Annotated in this window: 18 protein-coding genes; 14 read left to right on the forward strand and 4 right to left on the reverse strand. The window is 52.9% G+C overall.

From position 1 onward, the window contains the following. Positions 1–10: 10 nt before the first annotated feature. From O1Q74_RS05610 to O1Q74_RS05630, 5 genes are all read left to right on the forward strand, one after another. Entirely contained in the window at positions 11–670 is a 660-nt protein-coding gene (locus tag O1Q74_RS05610) for a DUF1007 family protein (protein WP_442953126.1), read from the forward strand. Further along, entirely contained in the window at positions 661–1,734 is a 1,074-nt protein-coding gene (locus O1Q74_RS05615; protein ID WP_271876883.1) for a nickel/cobalt transporter, read from the forward strand. Before O1Q74_RS05610 ends, O1Q74_RS05615 begins: the two co-directional genes overlap by 10 nt. Before the next feature lie 118 nt (positions 1,735–1,852). Then, the gene (locus O1Q74_RS05620) at positions 1,853–2,980 is read left to right on the forward strand and encodes an ABC transporter substrate-binding protein (RefSeq protein WP_271876886.1); all 1,128 of its coding nucleotides are present in this window, start codon (positions 1,853–1,855) and stop codon (positions 2,978–2,980) included. 413 nt (positions 2,981–3,393) lie between these two features. Continuing rightward, positions 3,394–5,061 carry a methyl-accepting chemotaxis protein gene (locus O1Q74_RS05625; RefSeq protein WP_271876889.1) on the forward strand — a complete coding sequence of 556 codons (1,668 nt, stop codon included), beginning with the start codon at positions 3,394–3,396 and terminating at the stop codon, positions 5,059–5,061. Between the two features lie 81 nt (positions 5,062–5,142). After that, positions 5,143–5,475: a hypothetical protein gene (locus O1Q74_RS05630; protein ID WP_271876892.1), complete on the forward strand. Its 333-nt coding sequence runs from the start codon at positions 5,143–5,145 to the stop codon at positions 5,473–5,475. Between the two features lie 153 nt (positions 5,476–5,628). Here O1Q74_RS05630 and O1Q74_RS05635 read toward each other — a convergent pair whose 3' ends face one another. From O1Q74_RS05635 to suhB, 4 genes are all read right to left on the reverse strand, one after another. Continuing rightward, complete coding sequence (locus O1Q74_RS05635; RefSeq protein WP_271876895.1) at positions 5,629–6,429, reverse strand: ABC transporter ATP-binding protein; 801 nt, start codon at positions 6,427–6,429, stop codon at positions 5,629–5,631. Further along, positions 6,426–7,409 carry a FecCD family ABC transporter permease gene (locus O1Q74_RS05640; protein WP_370586400.1) on the reverse strand — a complete coding sequence of 328 codons (984 nt, stop codon included), beginning with the start codon at positions 7,407–7,409 and terminating at the stop codon, positions 6,426–6,428. The genes O1Q74_RS05635 and O1Q74_RS05640 overlap by 4 nt, the downstream gene beginning before the upstream one ends. Positions 7,410–7,514: 105 nt before the next feature. After that, on the reverse strand, positions 7,515–8,633 hold the full coding sequence (locus tag O1Q74_RS05645; protein WP_271876899.1) for an ABC transporter substrate-binding protein: 1,119 nt from the start codon (positions 8,631–8,633) through the stop codon (positions 7,515–7,517). Between the two features lie 172 nt (positions 8,634–8,805). Next, a complete protein-coding gene (gene suhB / locus O1Q74_RS05650; protein WP_271876901.1) occupies positions 8,806–9,609 on the reverse strand; it encodes an inositol-1-monophosphatase in 804 nt (267 codons plus the stop codon). Between the two features lie 142 nt (positions 9,610–9,751). On the opposite strand from suhB, the gene trmJ reads away from it, so the two are divergent. The 9 genes from trmJ to iscX all read left to right on the forward strand — a co-directional run bounded on the left by trmJ (position 9,752) and on the right by iscX (position 16,431). Next, positions 9,752–10,477 carry a tRNA (cytosine(32)/uridine(32)-2'-O)-methyltransferase TrmJ gene (gene trmJ, locus O1Q74_RS05655; protein WP_010280090.1) on the forward strand — a complete coding sequence of 242 codons (726 nt, stop codon included), beginning with the start codon at positions 9,752–9,754 and terminating at the stop codon, positions 10,475–10,477. A gap of 119 nt (positions 10,478–10,596) precedes the next feature. After that, positions 10,597–11,091, forward strand: coding sequence for a Fe-S cluster assembly transcriptional regulator IscR (iscR, locus tag O1Q74_RS05660; protein WP_015841206.1), 495 nt, complete (start codon positions 10,597–10,599; stop codon positions 11,089–11,091). Positions 11,092–11,327: 236 nt separating this feature from the next. Continuing rightward, on the forward strand, positions 11,328–12,542 hold the full coding sequence (locus tag O1Q74_RS05665; RefSeq protein WP_271876904.1) for an IscS subfamily cysteine desulfurase: 1,215 nt from the start codon (positions 11,328–11,330) through the stop codon (positions 12,540–12,542). Positions 12,543–12,566: 24 nt separating this feature from the next. Next, positions 12,567–12,953 carry a Fe-S cluster assembly scaffold IscU gene (iscU, locus tag O1Q74_RS05670; RefSeq protein WP_005970177.1) on the forward strand — a complete coding sequence of 129 codons (387 nt, stop codon included), beginning with the start codon at positions 12,567–12,569 and terminating at the stop codon, positions 12,951–12,953. An 80-nt stretch (positions 12,954–13,033) separates the two neighbouring features. Beyond that, the gene (gene iscA, locus O1Q74_RS05675) at positions 13,034–13,357 is read left to right on the forward strand and encodes an iron-sulfur cluster assembly protein IscA (protein WP_010307854.1); all 324 of its coding nucleotides are present in this window, start codon (positions 13,034–13,036) and stop codon (positions 13,355–13,357) included. Positions 13,358–13,427: 70 nt separating this feature from the next. Then, positions 13,428–13,946, forward strand: a complete 519-nt coding sequence (hscB, locus tag O1Q74_RS05680) for a co-chaperone HscB (protein ID WP_271876913.1) — start codon at positions 13,428–13,430, stop codon at positions 13,944–13,946. A 75-nt stretch (positions 13,947–14,021) separates the two neighbouring features. After that, positions 14,022–15,872 (forward strand): Fe-S protein assembly chaperone HscA, encoded by a 1,851-nt coding sequence (gene hscA, locus O1Q74_RS05685; protein WP_271876916.1) that lies wholly within the window; start codon positions 14,022–14,024, stop codon positions 15,870–15,872. Between the two features lies 1 nt (position 15,873). After that, positions 15,874–16,209, forward strand: a complete 336-nt coding sequence (gene fdx, locus O1Q74_RS05690; protein ID WP_039475101.1) for an ISC system 2Fe-2S type ferredoxin — start codon at positions 15,874–15,876, stop codon at positions 16,207–16,209. Between the two features lie 21 nt (positions 16,210–16,230). Beyond that, positions 16,231–16,431, forward strand: a complete 201-nt coding sequence (iscX, locus tag O1Q74_RS05695; RefSeq protein WP_010280073.1) for a Fe-S cluster assembly protein IscX — start codon at positions 16,231–16,233, stop codon at positions 16,429–16,431. The last annotated feature ends 159 nt before the right edge of the window (positions 16,432–16,590 follow it).

Consider the following 16,590-nt stretch of genomic DNA (forward strand, 5'->3'; position numbering starts at 1 on the left):
GGTAAAAGTAATGTTACATTATAACGCTTTGAAACGCGGGTGCGGACGGATAACGTTGCTGATGGCAGGCTTGGCATTCGGCCAACCCGTTTTCGCTCACCCACACAGTTTTATTGATATGCAGACCACAGTTGAGAGCCAGAACGACCACATCATCGGTTTACGTATGCAATGGACAATGGATCCCATCACGTCGGCCGATTTGCTGTATGACGCAGGAAAGGCGAAAACGGATTCTGAAATCTGGAAAAAACTGGCGGCGGAAGTCATGGCTAATGTCTGGGGGCAGCACTATTTTACTGATATCTATCGTGATGGTCAGCCTGTGAAATATACGCCGCTGCCAACCGAGTATCACCTTTCCCGCAAAGGCAATCAGGCGGTACTGGAATTTGTACTGCCGTTGGCACATCCACAGCCGCTGGCCGGAAAACCTTTGCTGATTTCTACTTACGATCCTACCTATTTTGTCGATATGTCCTATCAGAACGACAAGGCTGTGAAGCTCGCGCCTGAGCTAGCCTCGCGCTGTAAAACCACGCTCGTCACGCCGGAACCTAACGCTGAACTGCAATCCTATGCGCTGTCGCTGGATAAGAACGACGCGCCGGACGAAGATATGGAGCTGGGTAAACAGTTTGCACAGCGGGTGACGCTGCAATGTCAGTGAACCTCGGTTCGCTGCCGCGCCGGCGTCCGCTGTTGAGTCGGCTGTGCGATCTGTGGCCGCTGTGGCTGTTTTTGGCGCTGCTGGCCTCGGCGTTGCACTACATCGTAGGGTACTGGCCACAACTTATGCTGCAAAGCGCGATTTGGCAGAAATCGCTGCATCAGCAAATGTCGCACCTGTTGCAAATGGTGGAACAGCAGCCGCATCAGGCAGGGCTGAGTCTGATGATGTTCAGTCTGGTCTATGGCGTGCTTCATGCCGTCGGGCCGGGGCACGGTAAAGTGGTCATCATGACCTATCTGGCGACACATCCATCGAAGCTGAAAAGCAGCCTGAAGTTGACGCTTGCGGCGTCGCTGGTTCAAGGGCTGATGGCGGTAGCGCTGGTGACGGTGGTATTAGGGATCTTGCAGCTATCCAGCCGAACGTTGCACAACAGCAGTTTCTGGATGGAGAAAGGGAGCTTCGTGCTGGTGGCGGGGCTGGGGCTTTTGCTCTGTTTCCGCGCATTGAAACAGCTGTATACCGTCCTCGTACAGCAGCCTAAACCCGCGACTATTTTGCGTGTCACCCAGCTTAACGTACCAACTGATAGACGTATGATGCTTCGCCCGGTGTCTGCACCGCTCCCTTCTTTGCACCAGCACGATACCGACTGTGGTTGCGGGCACCGCCATCTCCCGAGCAATGAGGAACTTGAGCGCGATAGCAGCTGGCGTACGCGTCTGATGATTGTGCTGGCGATGGGAATGCGCCCGTGCTCAGGCGCTATTCTGGTGCTGCTTTTCTCTAAAGTGATCGGCGTCTATCTGTGGGGCGTCGCCTCTGCGCTGGTGATGGCTGCCGGAACGGCGATCACCATCTCCGCGCTGGCCGTGTTGGTTTTTTACTGCCGTCGTGTCGTGGAACGTTTAGGGGCAAATCGGGCATCGCCCGTATGGCAGCGTGCGATGTTTTCTCTTCTGGCATTTGCCGGCGGGCTGATTTTGGTTGGCTCCGGCGTCCTGCTTTACCTCAACGCACAGCCCGCGATGATGGGCGGTATTCGGCCATTCTCCGGCTAATTTTACCTTTTATTAACCTCGCGCTAAAAACCCGTTGCTTCCGATAATCACGGCGGGATATTATTTCAATAATGATAACTATTATCATTTACAACCATAATCGCAGAAGGGAATAATAATGAAGAAATGGCTGTTCTCAGTCGTTGTTCTGTTGGGGCTGAGTGCGAGTGCTATCGCCAGCGCTAACCCGATTGTTATTGAAGACGTTAGTGGCAGGAAGGTAGAAATTAAATCCGAAGTAAAGCGGATTATTTTAGGGGAAGGTCGACAGATTTATCTGCTGGCTGCCTTTGATACGGAAGCCCCGTTCCAGCGCGTGGTTGGCTGGCGTGACGATCTGCCAAAAGCGGATTACGACGGCTATCTGGCTTATGAAAAGCAATACCCGGAAATCAAAAAGCTGCCGACCTTCGGCGGCGCGAAAGACGGTACCTTCAACGTTGAGCAGGCGCTGACGCTGAAACCGGATTTGGTGTTGATGAATCTGGAGTCAAAAGCGGCGACGGATGAAGGCAAATTGATAGAAAAGCTCAACTCGCTGGGTATTCCGGTCGTGTTTATCGATTTCCGCGAGAAGCCGTTTGAGAACGCAGAAAAAAGCATTCACATCATGGGTCAGCTGGTGGGTAAACCACAGCGTGCGGAAGAGATTATTAAATTCCGTCGTGAGCAGATCGAGCTGGTCACCGATCGGTTGAAGAACTATCAGGGGCCACGCCCGAAAGTGATGATCGATCGCGCGGGCGGCTATGACGAAGAGTGCTGCATGTCATTCGGTGATGAGAACTTTGGCCGCATGGTTGAAGCCGCTGGCGGTGACAACATTGCCAAGAACATCATCCCCGGCACGTTTGGTTCGCTGAACCCTGAGCAGATTATCAGCGCTCGCCCGGATGTGGTGGTGGTGACCGGGGCGAACTGGAAAAACTACAACACGGCAAATGGTTGGGTTGGCGTTGGGCCAGGAGCCGATCAGAAAGAAGCGCTGCAACGCCTGCAAAAACTGATGGAGCGTTCAGCATTTAAAACGCTGCCTGTTGCGACCAATGGTAACGCTCATGCGATCTGGCATCAGTTCTATGACAGCCCGTATCAGTTTGTGGCGATTCAGGTATTAGCAAAATGGATGCACCCGGAGCTGTTTAATGACATCGATCCTGACGCGACGTTCCGTACCTTCCATGAGAAATTCCTGCCGCTGCCGTATCAGCCTGGTTACTGGGTTACGTTGCCAGCGAAGAGATAACGCCGTCAGGCAGTAAATCCGGTAATAAGAAGGCACTGAATCTTATCGTTCAGTGCTTTTTTTATTTTTATGCCTTTTTCACGGGTTCAACTCGCCATTGACTTACCGCATTCTTTATTCTTCGAGAGAGCAAAGCAAACGTTTACCTTTCCACTTATCTGGTTACAGGATCTTTAGATGTTTTTGACGATCAATTGTCTTTTTTTGATAGTAATTTTGTATCGATTGAATATTATTAATTTGTTTTGGCGATCGATGCTATCAAGCTACTCACTTCTGTGTCGATAATTGAGCGTAGTAAAGGTATGTGTGATGTCTACTCACTATGCTACGTAGGGAGGACGACGTTGCTTATTTGACATACCCGAATCAGTAAAAAAAGTGCGGTATAACAATTCAAGAATGGAGCGGTTATGAATATCACGCAACGCCTGCTGCTGACATTTTCACTAATGTCGCTAGCACTTATCTCATTAGTTATCGTCACTTTATCATTGTTATCAGGGTTCCAGTCTCGTTTTGAATATGTTCAGGACAATGCGATTCCGAGCATCAAAGATTTAAATAATATGGTGGATAAAAGCAATTCGCTGGTGCTTTTTTTGTATCGCCATCAAACAACGGTGGATGATGGAAAGCTCCCCGTTATTGAACAGGACATTACTAAAACCATCGACGAGTTGAAGGCGCTCAATGAGTATTACCTGAAAAATGACATATCGAGCGAAGAAGATCTTCAACTGACTAACAAGGCGATCGATCTCATTGGAAAATTGCAGGCCTCATTACCTGCTTTTTTGAACGCATCACGTGCAAATCAAAATGACACTGCGCTTGGCCTGCTCCAGGGCATGGGAGGGCCAGGTGAGGCCGTACGTAATTTGATCGCTAACTATCGCAATCAGTTTGATCTTAATATTAAAATTGGCGATGACCTGCGTCAGGTGAATCAACGGATCTATGAACAAACGTGGTTTGGTCTGCTGTCCGGTACGTTATTGGTGTTGTTGTTGATCGGCTTTTTCGCAGTGAGAACCATTCTGGGCATTAGAAAGAGCCTGAACAATATGAGCCAAACGATGGAAAGCGTGAGCACCCATCTCGACCTGACGATTCAAGCTGACGATCGGCGCAAGGATGAAGTGGGAAATACTGCCCGCGCCTTTAATAGCCTGATGCATCGGGTCTCTTCTGCGCTGGCTTCGGTGAGTGCTTCATCGCAGTCGGTGAGCAGCGCGGCGACGCAGATTGCAGCGGGTAATGAAGATTTGTCATCCCGCACCGAAGAACAGGCCGCGTCGCTGGAACAAACCGCTGCCAGTATGACGGAAATCAGCGAGACGGTGCGCCAGAACGCTGAGAACACGCAACAGGCTAGCCTGCTGGCAGGGAATGCCAGTCGGATTTCCATTAATAGCGCGGATTCAGTTAGTACGATGCTGAATACGATGGAACATATTCGTACCAGCTCAGGCAAGATCACCGATATCATTGCCCTTATCGAAGGTATTGCATTTCAGACCAATATTCTTGCCCTAAATGCGGCAGTAGAAGCGGCGCGTGCTGGTGAACAGGGGCGTGGCTTTGCGGTGGTTGCGGGTGAAGTACGCACGCTGGCACAGCGGTCATCTACGGCAGCGCGTGAAATCAAGGATTTGATTGATGCTTCAAACTCGCTGGTATCGGTGGGCGTTGATCAAGCCAGCGATGTAGGGAAAAACATGTCAGCGATGAAAGACGCGATCCAGCAGGTGACGGATTTGGTGAATGAAATCGCGGCGGCGACTGAGGAACAAAGCCGGGGTATCAGTCAGGTGCATCAGGCCGTTAACCAGATGGATGATGTCACTCAGCAAAACGCCTCATTGGTGGAGGAGGCTTCTGCGGCGTCGCAGTCGCTACAAGAGCAGGCGAGTACGCTTAGCCAGTTGGTGGGGCAGTTCATTGTGGGACAGATTACCCCTCTGGCGCTGGCTTCCACTTCTGCCGCTGTGCTACCGGGAACCTCGGCCCCACGCCTTTCTCCCGTGAGGAAAAAAAGTGCTGTTGCTCAGGATGAAGCGGACTGGCAGCGTTTCTGATCCCTCAAGCCGCATGCAGTGAGGCTGCATGCGGCTAGGAGCTCAATTGGTCAGTGGTGAAAAACCAAGGGGGACGACGATATGGAATCGACTGAGCACAGTGCGGAAAATTTGGGGGATTATGCGTCGTTATTGACGGAATTCGAACATATGACCGTGTTGCTTACTCAGCTAATGAAAAGCGATTACCGCACGTTCGAGCTCTACCTCAATAATTGCCGTCACCTTATTTTGCGGTTTACGGCAATTTATAAGCTGCTCGATAAACCAGAGTTCGAACATTATCTGAAGCATTATGATGCGCCGTTATACTACAACGTAAATAGCATTGGCCTGGCATTGCGTTTGTTTGAGAACATGCTGACGAACATGCGCGATATGCTTGGTTCTGAACGCCTGTCCTGTGTTGAATAATGGCACCGTCAGAGTAAGCGCTGCGCGTACGGTATAACGTGTGTGCGGTATAAATAGTTTGGGCGCGGTGAATTAAGCGTCGTAGTGCCTGCCGATAAGGTAAGGAAGCAAAGACGGCGAGGGCACCCACCGTCTACTCGTCGGGTGACGGGCTTAGATGGTCGGTTCGCTGATCAGGCCGTCAATAATCACCTGCGGCACGCCCTGTGAACAGCGCTCGATGCGTCCGCGTACGCCATAGACCGCAGACAGGCTTTCCGGGCTGATAACCTCAGCCGGCGCGCCATTGGCAATCAAATTACCGTTTTGCAGCATCAGTACGTGGTCGCCGTGGCGCAGCGCGATATTGATGTCATGTACCACCACCACAGTGATGATGTTGCGTTTACGCGTTTCCTTGCGCACCAAATCCATCACGTGGAACTGATAGTTCAGATCCAGCGCGCTGAGCGGTTCATCCAGCAGGAGTAGGGAAGGCTGACGGATCAGCGATTGCGCTAATCCAACCAGTTGTTTCTGTCCGCCGGAGAGTTGGTCGAGATAGCTCAACGCCAGATGTTCAATACCCAACTGACGCAACAGGCTCATCACTTCATCTTGCTTTTCGGCACTGTGCATGCCGCCGGACGCGCGCTGGGCGACGATAATCGATTCCAGTACGTGCAGGTGAACGCCTGCGGGCAGGGACTGCGGCAGATAAACGACTTTTTCTGCCCGCTGAGCGAACGGCAACGTCATCAGATTGGTGCCATCCAGCCACAGTTCACCTTCGGAAGCATTCAGACCGGCCATTGCACGCAGCAGTGTGGATTTACCGCTGCCGTTGGGGCCAAGCAGCACGGTAATTTTCCCGCGCGGCAGTTGTGGTACCGACAGATCGCGAATCACCTGACGCTTGGGGTAACCAGCGCGAAAGTGGGAAAGGCGTAATCCAGAAGAGGTGTGCTGGCTCATACGTTTCCTCTGTGGCGCAGGATAATACTCAGGAAGAAGGGTACGCCAACCAGTGATGTGACGATACCAACCGGGATAATGACGCCGGGGATGAGGTTTTTCGAGGCGACGGACGCCATTGACAGCACCAGCGCGCCAGTTAACGCACTGGCAGGCAGGTAGAAGCGGTGATCTTCACCGAAAATCATACGTGCGATATGCGGAGCAACCAGACCGATAAAGCCGATGGGGCCGACAAACGCGACGGATATGGCGGACAAAATGCTGATGCGCAACAGCGTCGCCAGACGCAGACGGCGAACGTTAATGCCAAAACTCACGGCGCGATCTTCACCCAACCGCAGTGCGGTCAGTTTCCAGGAGCTCATCAGTGAAATTGGCATCACGATAGCGAGCACCAACAGCAGGATACCCAGTTTTTCCCATGAAGCGCGGGCCAGACTGCCCATCGTCCAGAACACCAGGCCTTGCAGCGTGTCTTCGTTGGCGATGAACTGGAGCATTGAAACCAGCGCGTTGAAGGTGAACACCAGCGCGATACCGAACAGCACCACGCCGGAGGTGGCGACCTGCGTCCAGCGCGTAATCCCATCAAGCAGCAAGGCTGCCAGCAGCGCAAAGATAAAGGCGTTTGCAGAGATAAACCACTGAGCCGGAATACCGGGGATACCGATGCCGAGGACGATAGCCAGCGCGGCGCCGAACGCAGCAGCGGAAGAAACGCCGAGCGTAAACGGGCTGGCCAACGGGTTGTTCAGGATGGTTTGCATTTCTGCACCGGCCAGACCAAGCGCCAGCCCGACTACGATAGCCATCAGCGCGTAAGGCAGACGAATATCCCAGACGATCACGCGCGTACCCGCATCGGCACTGGCCGGATCGGTCAGCGTCTGCCAAAGCACATCAAGCGTCAGCCCTGAAGGCCCCATCGTGAAATCCAGCAACAACGAGCCGATGATGATCAACAGCAGTATCGCCATAACACCCACGCGGCGTCGAATGATGCCGCGATAGTTGTCCATAATGGTGTTGGCATCCGCGGCAGTATTGCGGATACCCGGTTCAGTGGTTGTACTCATGAAAAATTACTCACCTTGTTTCCAGGCAAAGATAAAGTCACTGTCAGGCAGCGAGGTAAAATTCTGAATGATATGGTGATACGTGTCATCAGGATTCAGGCTGGAAAACGCCTGAGGATAAATGTCCTTTGCCAGATATTCCATACCAACAATGTTGTAAGGATGATTGTAGAAATGGTGGTAAACACCGTAAACGTGTTTCGCCTGAACCGCTGGAATTTGGCTAATGCCAGTGCGGTTTAGCAGCGTAGTGGCCTGATTACGAACGTCTTCTACGCTGGCACCATAGCCTAACGGTAGGACCTGACTGTTACCACGCTTAGAACCCGTCATGATGTAGGCATCAGGTTTCATGCTGATAATTTTTTCCAGCGAGACAAAGCCTGACGCGCCCGGCAGTAAATCCGAACCAATATTTTTCGCGCCGACCGCTTCAATCAATCCGCCCCAGCCGCTGTTGCTGTGTGTGAAGCAGCAGGAGTCTGAGTTTCCGGCAATCGGTTCAATAAAGACGTTAGGTTTCGGGGTGATTGCAGCGGTTTTCTGCTGAATAGCATCGAAGTGTTGACGATAGAAATCGGTATACGCTTTGGCATTGGCTTCACGGTTCAGAACTTTTCCTAACAGGTCGACGCTGGGAGCGGTATCTTTAGCCGGATTCACTTCATAATCGACGAACAGCACGGGAATATTCAGCGCGCTGAGTTTGTCGATCACACCGCTTTCCTTCAGTGCTGCTTTTGCTCGCAACTGGGCAATCATCAGATCCGGCTGTTTTGACAGTACGCTTTCCAGATCGACGTTGCCTTTGTCACTGAAGCCCATATCCAGAATGCCAACGGACTGAGGCCATTTTCCTTTCAGCATATCCCAGGTTGCGGTGTCCTGTTTTTTCGCCAGATTATTCCAGGCGACCAGACGCTGAAAGGGATTATCGCGGTCAAGCAATGCCATCGTCATAATATCGCGCCCATCTTGCAGAATGATGCGCTGTGGCTCTTGTTTAATGGTGACACTTCTCCCGTCGAAATCAGTGACGGTAAGAGGATATTGGGTGGCGTAGCTGAAAAGCGGGGTGGTGAGGAGTGCGGTCAGAAAGAGCGATCTGACTGATTTTATTAACATAATAGCGATCCTAATTCACAGTTTATCAATGTGATGAAGTTATCAGTTTAATGCGGTTGATAATTATTATCGTATAAGGATAAACAATGCGTATACAGGATTCATATGTAAAGAAAAATAACAACTCCGGCCCAATGTCGTTTTTATGGAGGTGGGCCGGAGTGGGTAAGAATTAGCGTTTCAGCGCGTCGCTCAGTTCTTCACGGATGGTGGCCAGAATGGATTTCACCACACGCGGGTTACCTGCAACCAGATTGCCGGATGCCAGATAGTTATGGCCGCCAACGAAATCGGTCACGATCCCGCCAGCTTCACGAACCAGCAGCTCGCCGCCAGCGAAATCCCACGGCTTCAGGCCGATTTCAAAGAAGCCGTCAACGCGACCCGCGGCAACATATGCCAGATCCAGTGCGGCAGAGCCCGTACGGCGGAAATCCGCACAGTGGGTGAACAGCGCACCGATGGCATTGATATAGGTTTTGCTATGTTGCTTTAATTTGAAGGGGAAACCTGTTGCCAGTACGGTGCCTTCCAGATCGCGGGCAGTACTGCTGCGCAGACGGTAGCCGTTCAACTGTGCGCCTTGACCACGGGTCGCGGTAAACAGTTCATTACGCATAGGATCGTAAACGACGGCAACTTCGGTACGGCCTTTAATGCGGACCGCGATAGAAACTGCGAAGTGAGGTAAACGTTTGATGAAGTTGGTGGTGCCATCCAGAGGATCGATAACCCATTGTACTGCCGGATCTTCACCAGCCAGCTCGCCGCACTCTTCACCAATAATGGTGTGCTGTGGGTAAGATTTGCGGATGACTTCAATGATCAGACGTTCTGCATCCCGATCGACGTTGGTCACAAAATCGTTGCTGCCTTTCTGGCTGGCTTCGACGGCGTCTGGCGTTTCATAGTTCTTGGCAATTAAATTACCGGCTTTACGCGCAGCGCGTATAGCGATGTTGAGCATCGGATGCATGGTATCGGTCCACTGGAATGTTAAAGAACGGAAAGCGGCGCAGAGTATAGCAGCAGAAAAGTAAAATAGCTAAGTTTGTGTTAAAGTACGGCGGTTTCCTTTTCGCACCACTTCCTTCTATCTATCGCACAACAGAGTTCATATGTTAGACAATATTCGCATTGTTCTGGTCGAAACGTCGCACACTGGCAATATGGGGTCAGTGGCCAGAGCGATGAAAACCATGGGGTTAAGCAAACTTTATCTGGTCAACCCGTTGGTTAAGCCTGATTCACAGGCCATTGCGTTGGCGGCAGGCGCCAGCGATGTTATCGGTAATGCCACCATTGTTGATTCATTCGATCAGGCGCTCGAAGGATGTGGCTTGGTCGTTGGCACCAGCGCACGTTCCCGAACCTTACCCTGGCCGATGCTGGAACCGCGTGAGTGCGGCGTTCGCAGCGCGCAGGAAGCCGAGCACGCACCGGTGGCGCTGGTGTTCGGGCGTGAGCGCGTGGGGTTGACGAATGAGGAGCTTCAGAAATGCCATTACCACGTGGCGATTCCCGCAAACCCGGAATACAGTTCGCTCAATCTGGCGATGGCAGTGCAGATCATCGCTTATGAAGTGCGTATCGCGCATTTGGATCGGTTACAGGCCGGGCAGCCGCAGCATGAGGAATCCCCGTATCCGCTGGTTGACGATCTGGAGCGGTTTTATCAGCATCTTGAACAGACGCTGCTGCAAACCGGATTTATCCGACCGGCGCATCAAGGTCAGGTGATGAACAAACTGCGCCGCCTGTTTACCCGCGCCAGACCGGAAAGTCAGGAACTTAACATCCTGCGTGGAATACTGAGTTCGGTACAAAAAACACACGACGAATAATACTTGAGTATTTTGCTCGGTTAAATAGTTGACTAAAATACTCAGGAATGTCAGACTCGCGGTATGTTCTGCCAATACATGTTTTCATAATACATGTTTTACCTACAGGTACCACTATCATGAGACTGACATCCAAAGGCCGTTACGCCGTTACCGCCATGCTCGATGTGGCTCTGCATTCCCAGGAAGGGCCAGTTCCATTGGCGGATATTTCTGAACGCCAGGGTATTTCACTGTCTTATCTGGAGCAGCTGTTTTCACGCCTGCGTAAGAATGGACTGGTTGCCAGCGTGCGTGGCCCAGGCGGTGGTTACCTGCTGGGTAAAAGCGCGAATGAAATCGCTGTCGGCATGGTCATTTCGGCCGTCGATGAATCCGTTGACGCCACGCGTTGTCAGGGCCGTGAAGGCTGTCAGGGTGGCGATCGCTGCCTGACGCACACGCTGTGGCGCGATCTGAGCGACCGTATCACCGACTTCCTGAATAACATCACGCTGGATGAGCTGGTGAACAACAAGGAAGTGCTGGATGTGGCGGATCGTCAGGATGCGGACATTCGTCGCACTGCTAATGGACGAATCCAGGAAACGATCAACGTTAACCTGCGCGCCTGATCCACCTTCAACGTGATGAGTACCTTTACTCATCACGTTTTGTCTTTCTGATAGCCGCATAATCCTGACCACATTGCCCAATGTGGCGTTGGTGTTAGCCCGACTATCACGATGTTGTACCAACGATGACATCGTCAGATTTTTTGCATTGGCCCGAGAGGTTGCGGGTATAAACAGCCTGTCAATAAAACAAAACGCATTGTACGTTTTGAAGTGATGTACGGAGTTTATGAGCAATGAAGTTACCTATCTATCTCGACTACTCAGCCACCACGCCGGTTGACCCGCGCGTCGCTGAGAAAATGATGCAATGTTTGACGTTGGACGGTACGTTCGGTAACCCGGCTTCCCGTTCCCACCGTTTTGGCTGGCAGGCGGAAGAGGCGGTAGATATCGCCCGTAACCAAATTGCTGAGCTGGTCGGTGCCGACCCGCGTGAGATTGTCTTCACGTCAGGCGCGACCGAAGCCGATAACCTCGCGATTAAAGGTGTTGCCAACTTCTACCAGAAGAAGGGCAAGCACATCATCACCAGCAAGACCGAACACAAAGCCGTGCTGGATACCTGCCGTCAGCTTGAACGCGAAGGCTTCGAGGTCACCTATCTGGCACCGCAGCGTAATGGCATTATCGATCTGGCGGAACTCGAAGCGGCAATGCGTGAGGACACCATTCTGGTTTCCATCATGCACGTCAATAATGAAATCGGTGTTGTGCAGGATATCGAAACGATCGGCGACATGTGTCGCAGTCGCGGTATTGTGTTCCACGTCGACGCCACGCAGAGCGTAGGCAAGCTGCCTATCGATCTCAACCAGCTAAAAGTGGATCTGATGTCTTTCTCCGGCCATAAAATCTATGGGCCGAAAGGGATCGGGGCACTGTATGTTCGTCGTAAACCCCGTATTCGTCTTGAAGCGCAGATGCACGGCGGCGGCCATGAGCGCGGCATGCGTTCTGGTACCTTGCCTGTGCACCAGATTGTCGGCATGGGCGAAGCCTACCGCATCGCGAAAGAAGAGATGACCGCGGAAATGGATCGCCTGCGCACGCTGCGCGATCGTCTGTGGAACGGTATTAATGATATTGAAGAAGTCTACCTGAATGGTGACATCGAGCAGGGCGCGCCTAACATCCTGAACGTCAGCTTCAACTACGTTGAAGGTGAATCACTGATTATGGCGCTCAAGGATCTGGCGGTATCGTCCGGTTCTGCCTGTACGTCGGCCAGTCTGGAGCCCTCCTACGTGTTACGTGCGCTGGGCATGAATGATGAGCTGGCGCATAGCTCGATCCGTTTCTCGCTGGGGCGTTTTACCACCGAAGAAGAGATCGACTACACCATCGAGCTGGTGCGTAAATCCATCGGTCGTCTGCGCGATCTTTCTCCGCTGTGGGAAATGTTTAAGCAGGGCGTGGATATCAGCAGCATCGAATGGGCGCATCATTAATTCACCCGATCGGGGACGACTATCATGGCTTACAGCGAAAAAGTAATTGATCACTATGAAAACCCACGCAACGTGGGTTCATTTGACAACGCCGATCCTTCTATCGGCAGCGGCATGGTCGGCGCGCCAGCGTGCGGCGATGTGATGAAGTTGCAGATAAAAGTCAACAATGAGGGTATCATCGAAGATGCCCGCTTCAAGACGTACGGTTGTGGTTCTGCCATTGCCTCCAGCTCGCTGGTCACCGAGTGGGTAAAAGGCAAATCGCTGAATGAAGCAGAAGCGATTAAGAACACGCAGATTGCCGAAGAGCTTGAGCTACCGCCGGTGAAGATTCACTGCTCCATTCTGGCGGAAGACGCTATCAAGGCAGCGATTGCGGATTACAAAAGTAAACGCGACGCGCAGTAATCTCTGCGGCTGAACTCGGCGGGGCACCGTTTCTCCCGGTGCCTGTTCCCGTCGAGGTGGCGAACGATCGAGGTAACAGTATGTCGATTTCTCTGAGCGAAAGTGCGGCACAACGCGTGAGCGCTTTCATCGCCAACCGGGGCAAAGGCCTTGGACTGCGTCTTGGCGTACGAACATCCGGCTGTTCTGGTATGGCGTATGTGCTGGAATTTGTTGATGATTTGAACGACGGCGATACGGTCTTTGAAGACAAAGGCGTCAAAGTCATCGTGGACGGCAAAAGCCTGGTCTATCTTGATGGAACCGAGTTGGATTTCGTCAAAGAAGGGCTGAACGAAGGCTTTAAGTTCAATAATCCTAACATTTCCGGCGAATGCGGTTGCGGCGAAAGTTTCAACGTCTGACCCCTCTCGGGTAGTCGCGTGCTGTCAGTGAATGATCGGCGCTGCTACCCAGAACTCCCTGAGTACCACTATGGATTACTTTACGTTATTCGGGCTGCCGATTCGCTATGATGTGGATGGCGGCCTGCTTGCATCCCGTTTTCAGGCGTTGCAACGTCAGTTCCATCCTGACCGTTATGCTGCCAGCCCCGAGCGCGAGCGCATGCTGGCGGTGCAGCAGGCGGCGACGATCAACAATGCCTATCAGGCGCTCAAGCATCCGCTGAAACGCGCGGAGTATATGCTGTCGTTGCACGGGTTTGATGTGAACAACGAACAGCATACGATGAAGGACACGGCGTTCCTGATGGAACAGCTGGAACTGCGCGAAGAATTGGATGCGATCTCGCAGCGATCGGATGCGGATGAGGCTCTGACGGCCTTCGCTGAGCGATTGCAGGAAACGATCGTTAAGCGCCGTTCGCATATGCGTGATGAACTCGATAATGAGACGTGGACAGACGCCGCAGATACCGTGCGCAAGCTACGCTTTTTAGACAAGCTCCAGCAACAGGTTGAAGCACTCGAAGAACAATTGCTGGACAGATAACTGGTTAATCCGGCGGGTAACCCGATGGTGATTGCCATTCCGGGTTTTTCGCCAGCCAATTGATGGAAGCTCAATATGGCCTTATTACAAATTAGTGAGCCTGGCCTTAGCGCCGCACCGCATCAGCGTCGTCTGGCTGTCGGTATTGATTTAGGCACCACCCATTCTCTTGTTGCCACCGTACGCAGCGGTGAAGCTCAGACGCTAGCAGATAGCGACGGGCGCGACCTGCTGCCCTCGGTTGTCCACTATTGTCACGATGGTCACAGCGTCGGCTGGGATGCACGCGACAATGCTGCCCACGATCTGGAAAATACCGTCAGCTCAGTCAAACGCCTGATGGGGCGCTCTCTGGATGATATTCAGCAACGCTACCCGCATTTACCGTATCACTTTCATGCCAGCGATAACGGCCTGCCGTTGATTCATACCTCGGCTGGCAACCTCAATCCTGTACAGGTGTCGGCGGATATTTTGTCCGCGCTGGCTGCGCGTGCGGAAGCGGCGTTAGGCGGCGTGCCGGATGGCGTGGTGATTACCGTTCCCGCTTATTTCGATGACGCACAGCGTCAGGGCACCAAAGACGCAGCGCGTCTTGCCGGGCTGCACGTCTTGCGCCTGCTGAATGAACCGACCGCCGCCGCGATTGCCTACGGGCTGGATTCCGGTAAAGAGGGCGTGATCGCTATTTACGATCTGGGCGGCGGCACCTTTGATATTTCCATTCTGCGTCTGAGCCGAGGCGTCTTTGAGGTGCTGGCAACGGGCGGCGATTCTGCACTGGGCGGTGATGATTTCGATCATCTGCTGGCGGAGTGGCTGCGTGAACAGGCCGGCATTCACGATCGTGACGATCGCCAGTTGGATCATGCCTTTCGCGATGCCGCGGTGAAAGCCAAGATTGCACTTAGCAGCGCCGAGTCAGTCCGTGTAGATGTGGCAGGCTGGCAAGGTGATATCACCCGCGAGCAGTTTGATTCGCTGATCGCTCAACTGGTGAAACGCACGCTGCTGTCCTGTCGTCGTACGCTGAAAGACGCGGGGCTGACGCCGGAAGAGGTGCTGGAAGTCGTGATGGTGGGCGGATCGACACGCGTTCCGCTGGTGCGTGAGCAGGTAGGGACGTTTTTTGGCCGTACACCGCTGACGTCGATCGATCCAGATAAAGTCGTGGCCATCGGCGCGGCGATCCAGGCGGATATTCTGGTGGGCAACAAACCAGACAGCGAAATGCTGCTGCTGGACGTGATTCCTCTGTCGCTGGGGCTGGAGACGATGGGCGGACTGGTGGAAAAAATCATTCCGCGCAATACCACGATCCCGGTTGTTCGCGCACAGGAATTTACCACCTTCAAAGACGGCCAAAGCGGCATGATGATCCACGTTTTGCAGGGCGAGCGCGAAATGGTGGCGGATTGCCGTTCGCTGGCTCGCTTCTCGCTGCGTGGCTTACCGCCGTTGCCTGCTGGTGGAGCTCACATTCGTGTGACCTTTCAGGTTGACGCGGATGGCCTGCTGAGCGTGACGGCGATGGAGAAATCGACGGGCGTTGAGGCATCCATTCAGGTGAAGCCGTCATACGGCCTGAGCGATACAGAAATTGCCACCATGATCACCGACTCGATGCTGAATGCGAAGGAAGATGTCGGCGCGCGTCGTCTGGCAGAGCAAAAAGTGGAAGCGGCACGTGTGCTGGAAAGTTTGCAAAGCGCGCTGGTGGCCGACGCTGAGTTATTGAGCAATGACGAAAAAGGCATCATTGTCGCGGCATCCGAACACCTGTACACGATGATGCAGGGAAGCGATCCCGTGGCGATTGAGGCCGCGATTAAAACAGTCGATCAACAAACCCAGGAATTCGCCGCTCGCCGTATGGATGCTTCTATCCGTCGCGCGCTGGCAGGCCATTCTGTGGATGAGGTGTAACATGCCTAAAATAGTTTTTTTACCGCATCAGGATCTGTGCCCTGAAGGGGCGGTTTTGGAAGCGGAACGCGGTGAAAGCATTTTGGAAGTCGCCCTGCGTAACGGTATTGACGTTGAACACGCCTGCGAGAAATCCTGTGCCTGCACCACTTGCCACTGCATCGTGCGTGAAGGCTTTGACTCGTTGGTGGAAAGTACGGAAGAAGAAGACGACATGCTGGATAAGGCCTGGGGTCTGGAGCCGGAAAGTCGTCTGGGTTGTCAGGCGCGTATCGCCGGGGACGATCTGGTCGTCGAGATCCCGCGCTATACGATCAACCATGCACGCGAGCATTGATCTGAATAAGGAGAAACCGCGATGGGATTAAAATGGACAGACAGCCGGGCTATCGGCGAAGCACTTTACGACCAGTTTCCCGATCTCGATCCGAAAACCGTGCGTTTCACGGATATGCACCAGTGGATCTGCGAATTGGATGAATTTGACGATCGACCGGACGCTTCCAATGAAAAAATTCTGGAAGCGATCCTGTTGGTCTGGTTAGATGAAGCAGAATAGCACAATGACGGGGCTGCCTGGTTAATGCCGATCGTTTGAGAACCGAGATACACGGAGCGACCACAGGGCGAGGTATCCCTGCGGGAACCTCATCCCCGTGTTTCTCCTAATATGAGGCTTATGTGACCAGTATTAGGTTGGTGGCTCGTTTTATTTTTG

It is taken from the genome of Pectobacterium sp. A5351 (assembly GCF_028335745.1).
Lineage (GTDB): Bacteria > Pseudomonadota > Gammaproteobacteria > Enterobacterales > Enterobacteriaceae > Pectobacterium.

Excerpts from the sequence above, each read along its gene's own strand:
- O1Q74_RS05610 (WP_442953126.1), top strand. The coding sequence starts at position 11 with ATGTTACATTATAACGCTTTGAAACGCGGGTGCGGACGGATAACGTTG.
- O1Q74_RS05615 (WP_271876883.1), top strand. The coding sequence starts at position 661 with ATGTCAGTGAACCTCGGTTCGCTGCCGCGCCGGCGTCCGCTGTTGAGT.
- O1Q74_RS05620 (WP_271876886.1), top strand. The coding sequence starts at position 1,853 with ATGAAGAAATGGCTGTTCTCAGTCGTTGTTCTGTTGGGGCTGAGTGCG.
- O1Q74_RS05625 (WP_271876889.1), top strand. The coding sequence starts at position 3,394 with ATGAATATCACGCAACGCCTGCTGCTGACATTTTCACTAATGTCGCTA.
- O1Q74_RS05630 (WP_271876892.1), top strand. The coding sequence starts at position 5,143 with ATGGAATCGACTGAGCACAGTGCGGAAAATTTGGGGGATTATGCGTCG.
- O1Q74_RS05635 (WP_271876895.1), bottom strand. The coding sequence starts at position 6,429 with ATGAGCCAGCACACCTCTTCTGGATTACGCCTTTCCCACTTTCGCGCT.
- O1Q74_RS05640 (WP_370586400.1), bottom strand. The coding sequence starts at position 7,409 with ATGGCGATACTGCTGTTGATCATCATCGGCTCGTTGTTGCTGGATTTC.
- O1Q74_RS05645 (WP_271876899.1), bottom strand. The coding sequence starts at position 8,633 with ATGTTAATAAAATCAGTCAGATCGCTCTTTCTGACCGCACTCCTCACC.
- suhB (WP_271876901.1), bottom strand. The coding sequence starts at position 9,609 with ATGCATCCGATGCTCAACATCGCTATACGCGCTGCGCGTAAAGCCGGT.
- trmJ (WP_010280090.1), top strand. The coding sequence starts at position 9,752 with ATGTTAGACAATATTCGCATTGTTCTGGTCGAAACGTCGCACACTGGC.
- iscR (WP_015841206.1), top strand. The coding sequence starts at position 10,597 with ATGAGACTGACATCCAAAGGCCGTTACGCCGTTACCGCCATGCTCGAT.
- O1Q74_RS05665 (WP_271876904.1), top strand. The coding sequence starts at position 11,328 with ATGAAGTTACCTATCTATCTCGACTACTCAGCCACCACGCCGGTTGAC.
- iscU (WP_005970177.1), top strand. The coding sequence starts at position 12,567 with ATGGCTTACAGCGAAAAAGTAATTGATCACTATGAAAACCCACGCAAC.
- iscA (WP_010307854.1), top strand. The coding sequence starts at position 13,034 with ATGTCGATTTCTCTGAGCGAAAGTGCGGCACAACGCGTGAGCGCTTTC.
- hscB (WP_271876913.1), top strand. The coding sequence starts at position 13,428 with ATGGATTACTTTACGTTATTCGGGCTGCCGATTCGCTATGATGTGGAT.
- hscA (WP_271876916.1), top strand. The coding sequence starts at position 14,022 with ATGGCCTTATTACAAATTAGTGAGCCTGGCCTTAGCGCCGCACCGCAT.
- fdx (WP_039475101.1), top strand. The coding sequence starts at position 15,874 with ATGCCTAAAATAGTTTTTTTACCGCATCAGGATCTGTGCCCTGAAGGG.
- iscX (WP_010280073.1), top strand. The coding sequence starts at position 16,231 with ATGGGATTAAAATGGACAGACAGCCGGGCTATCGGCGAAGCACTTTAC.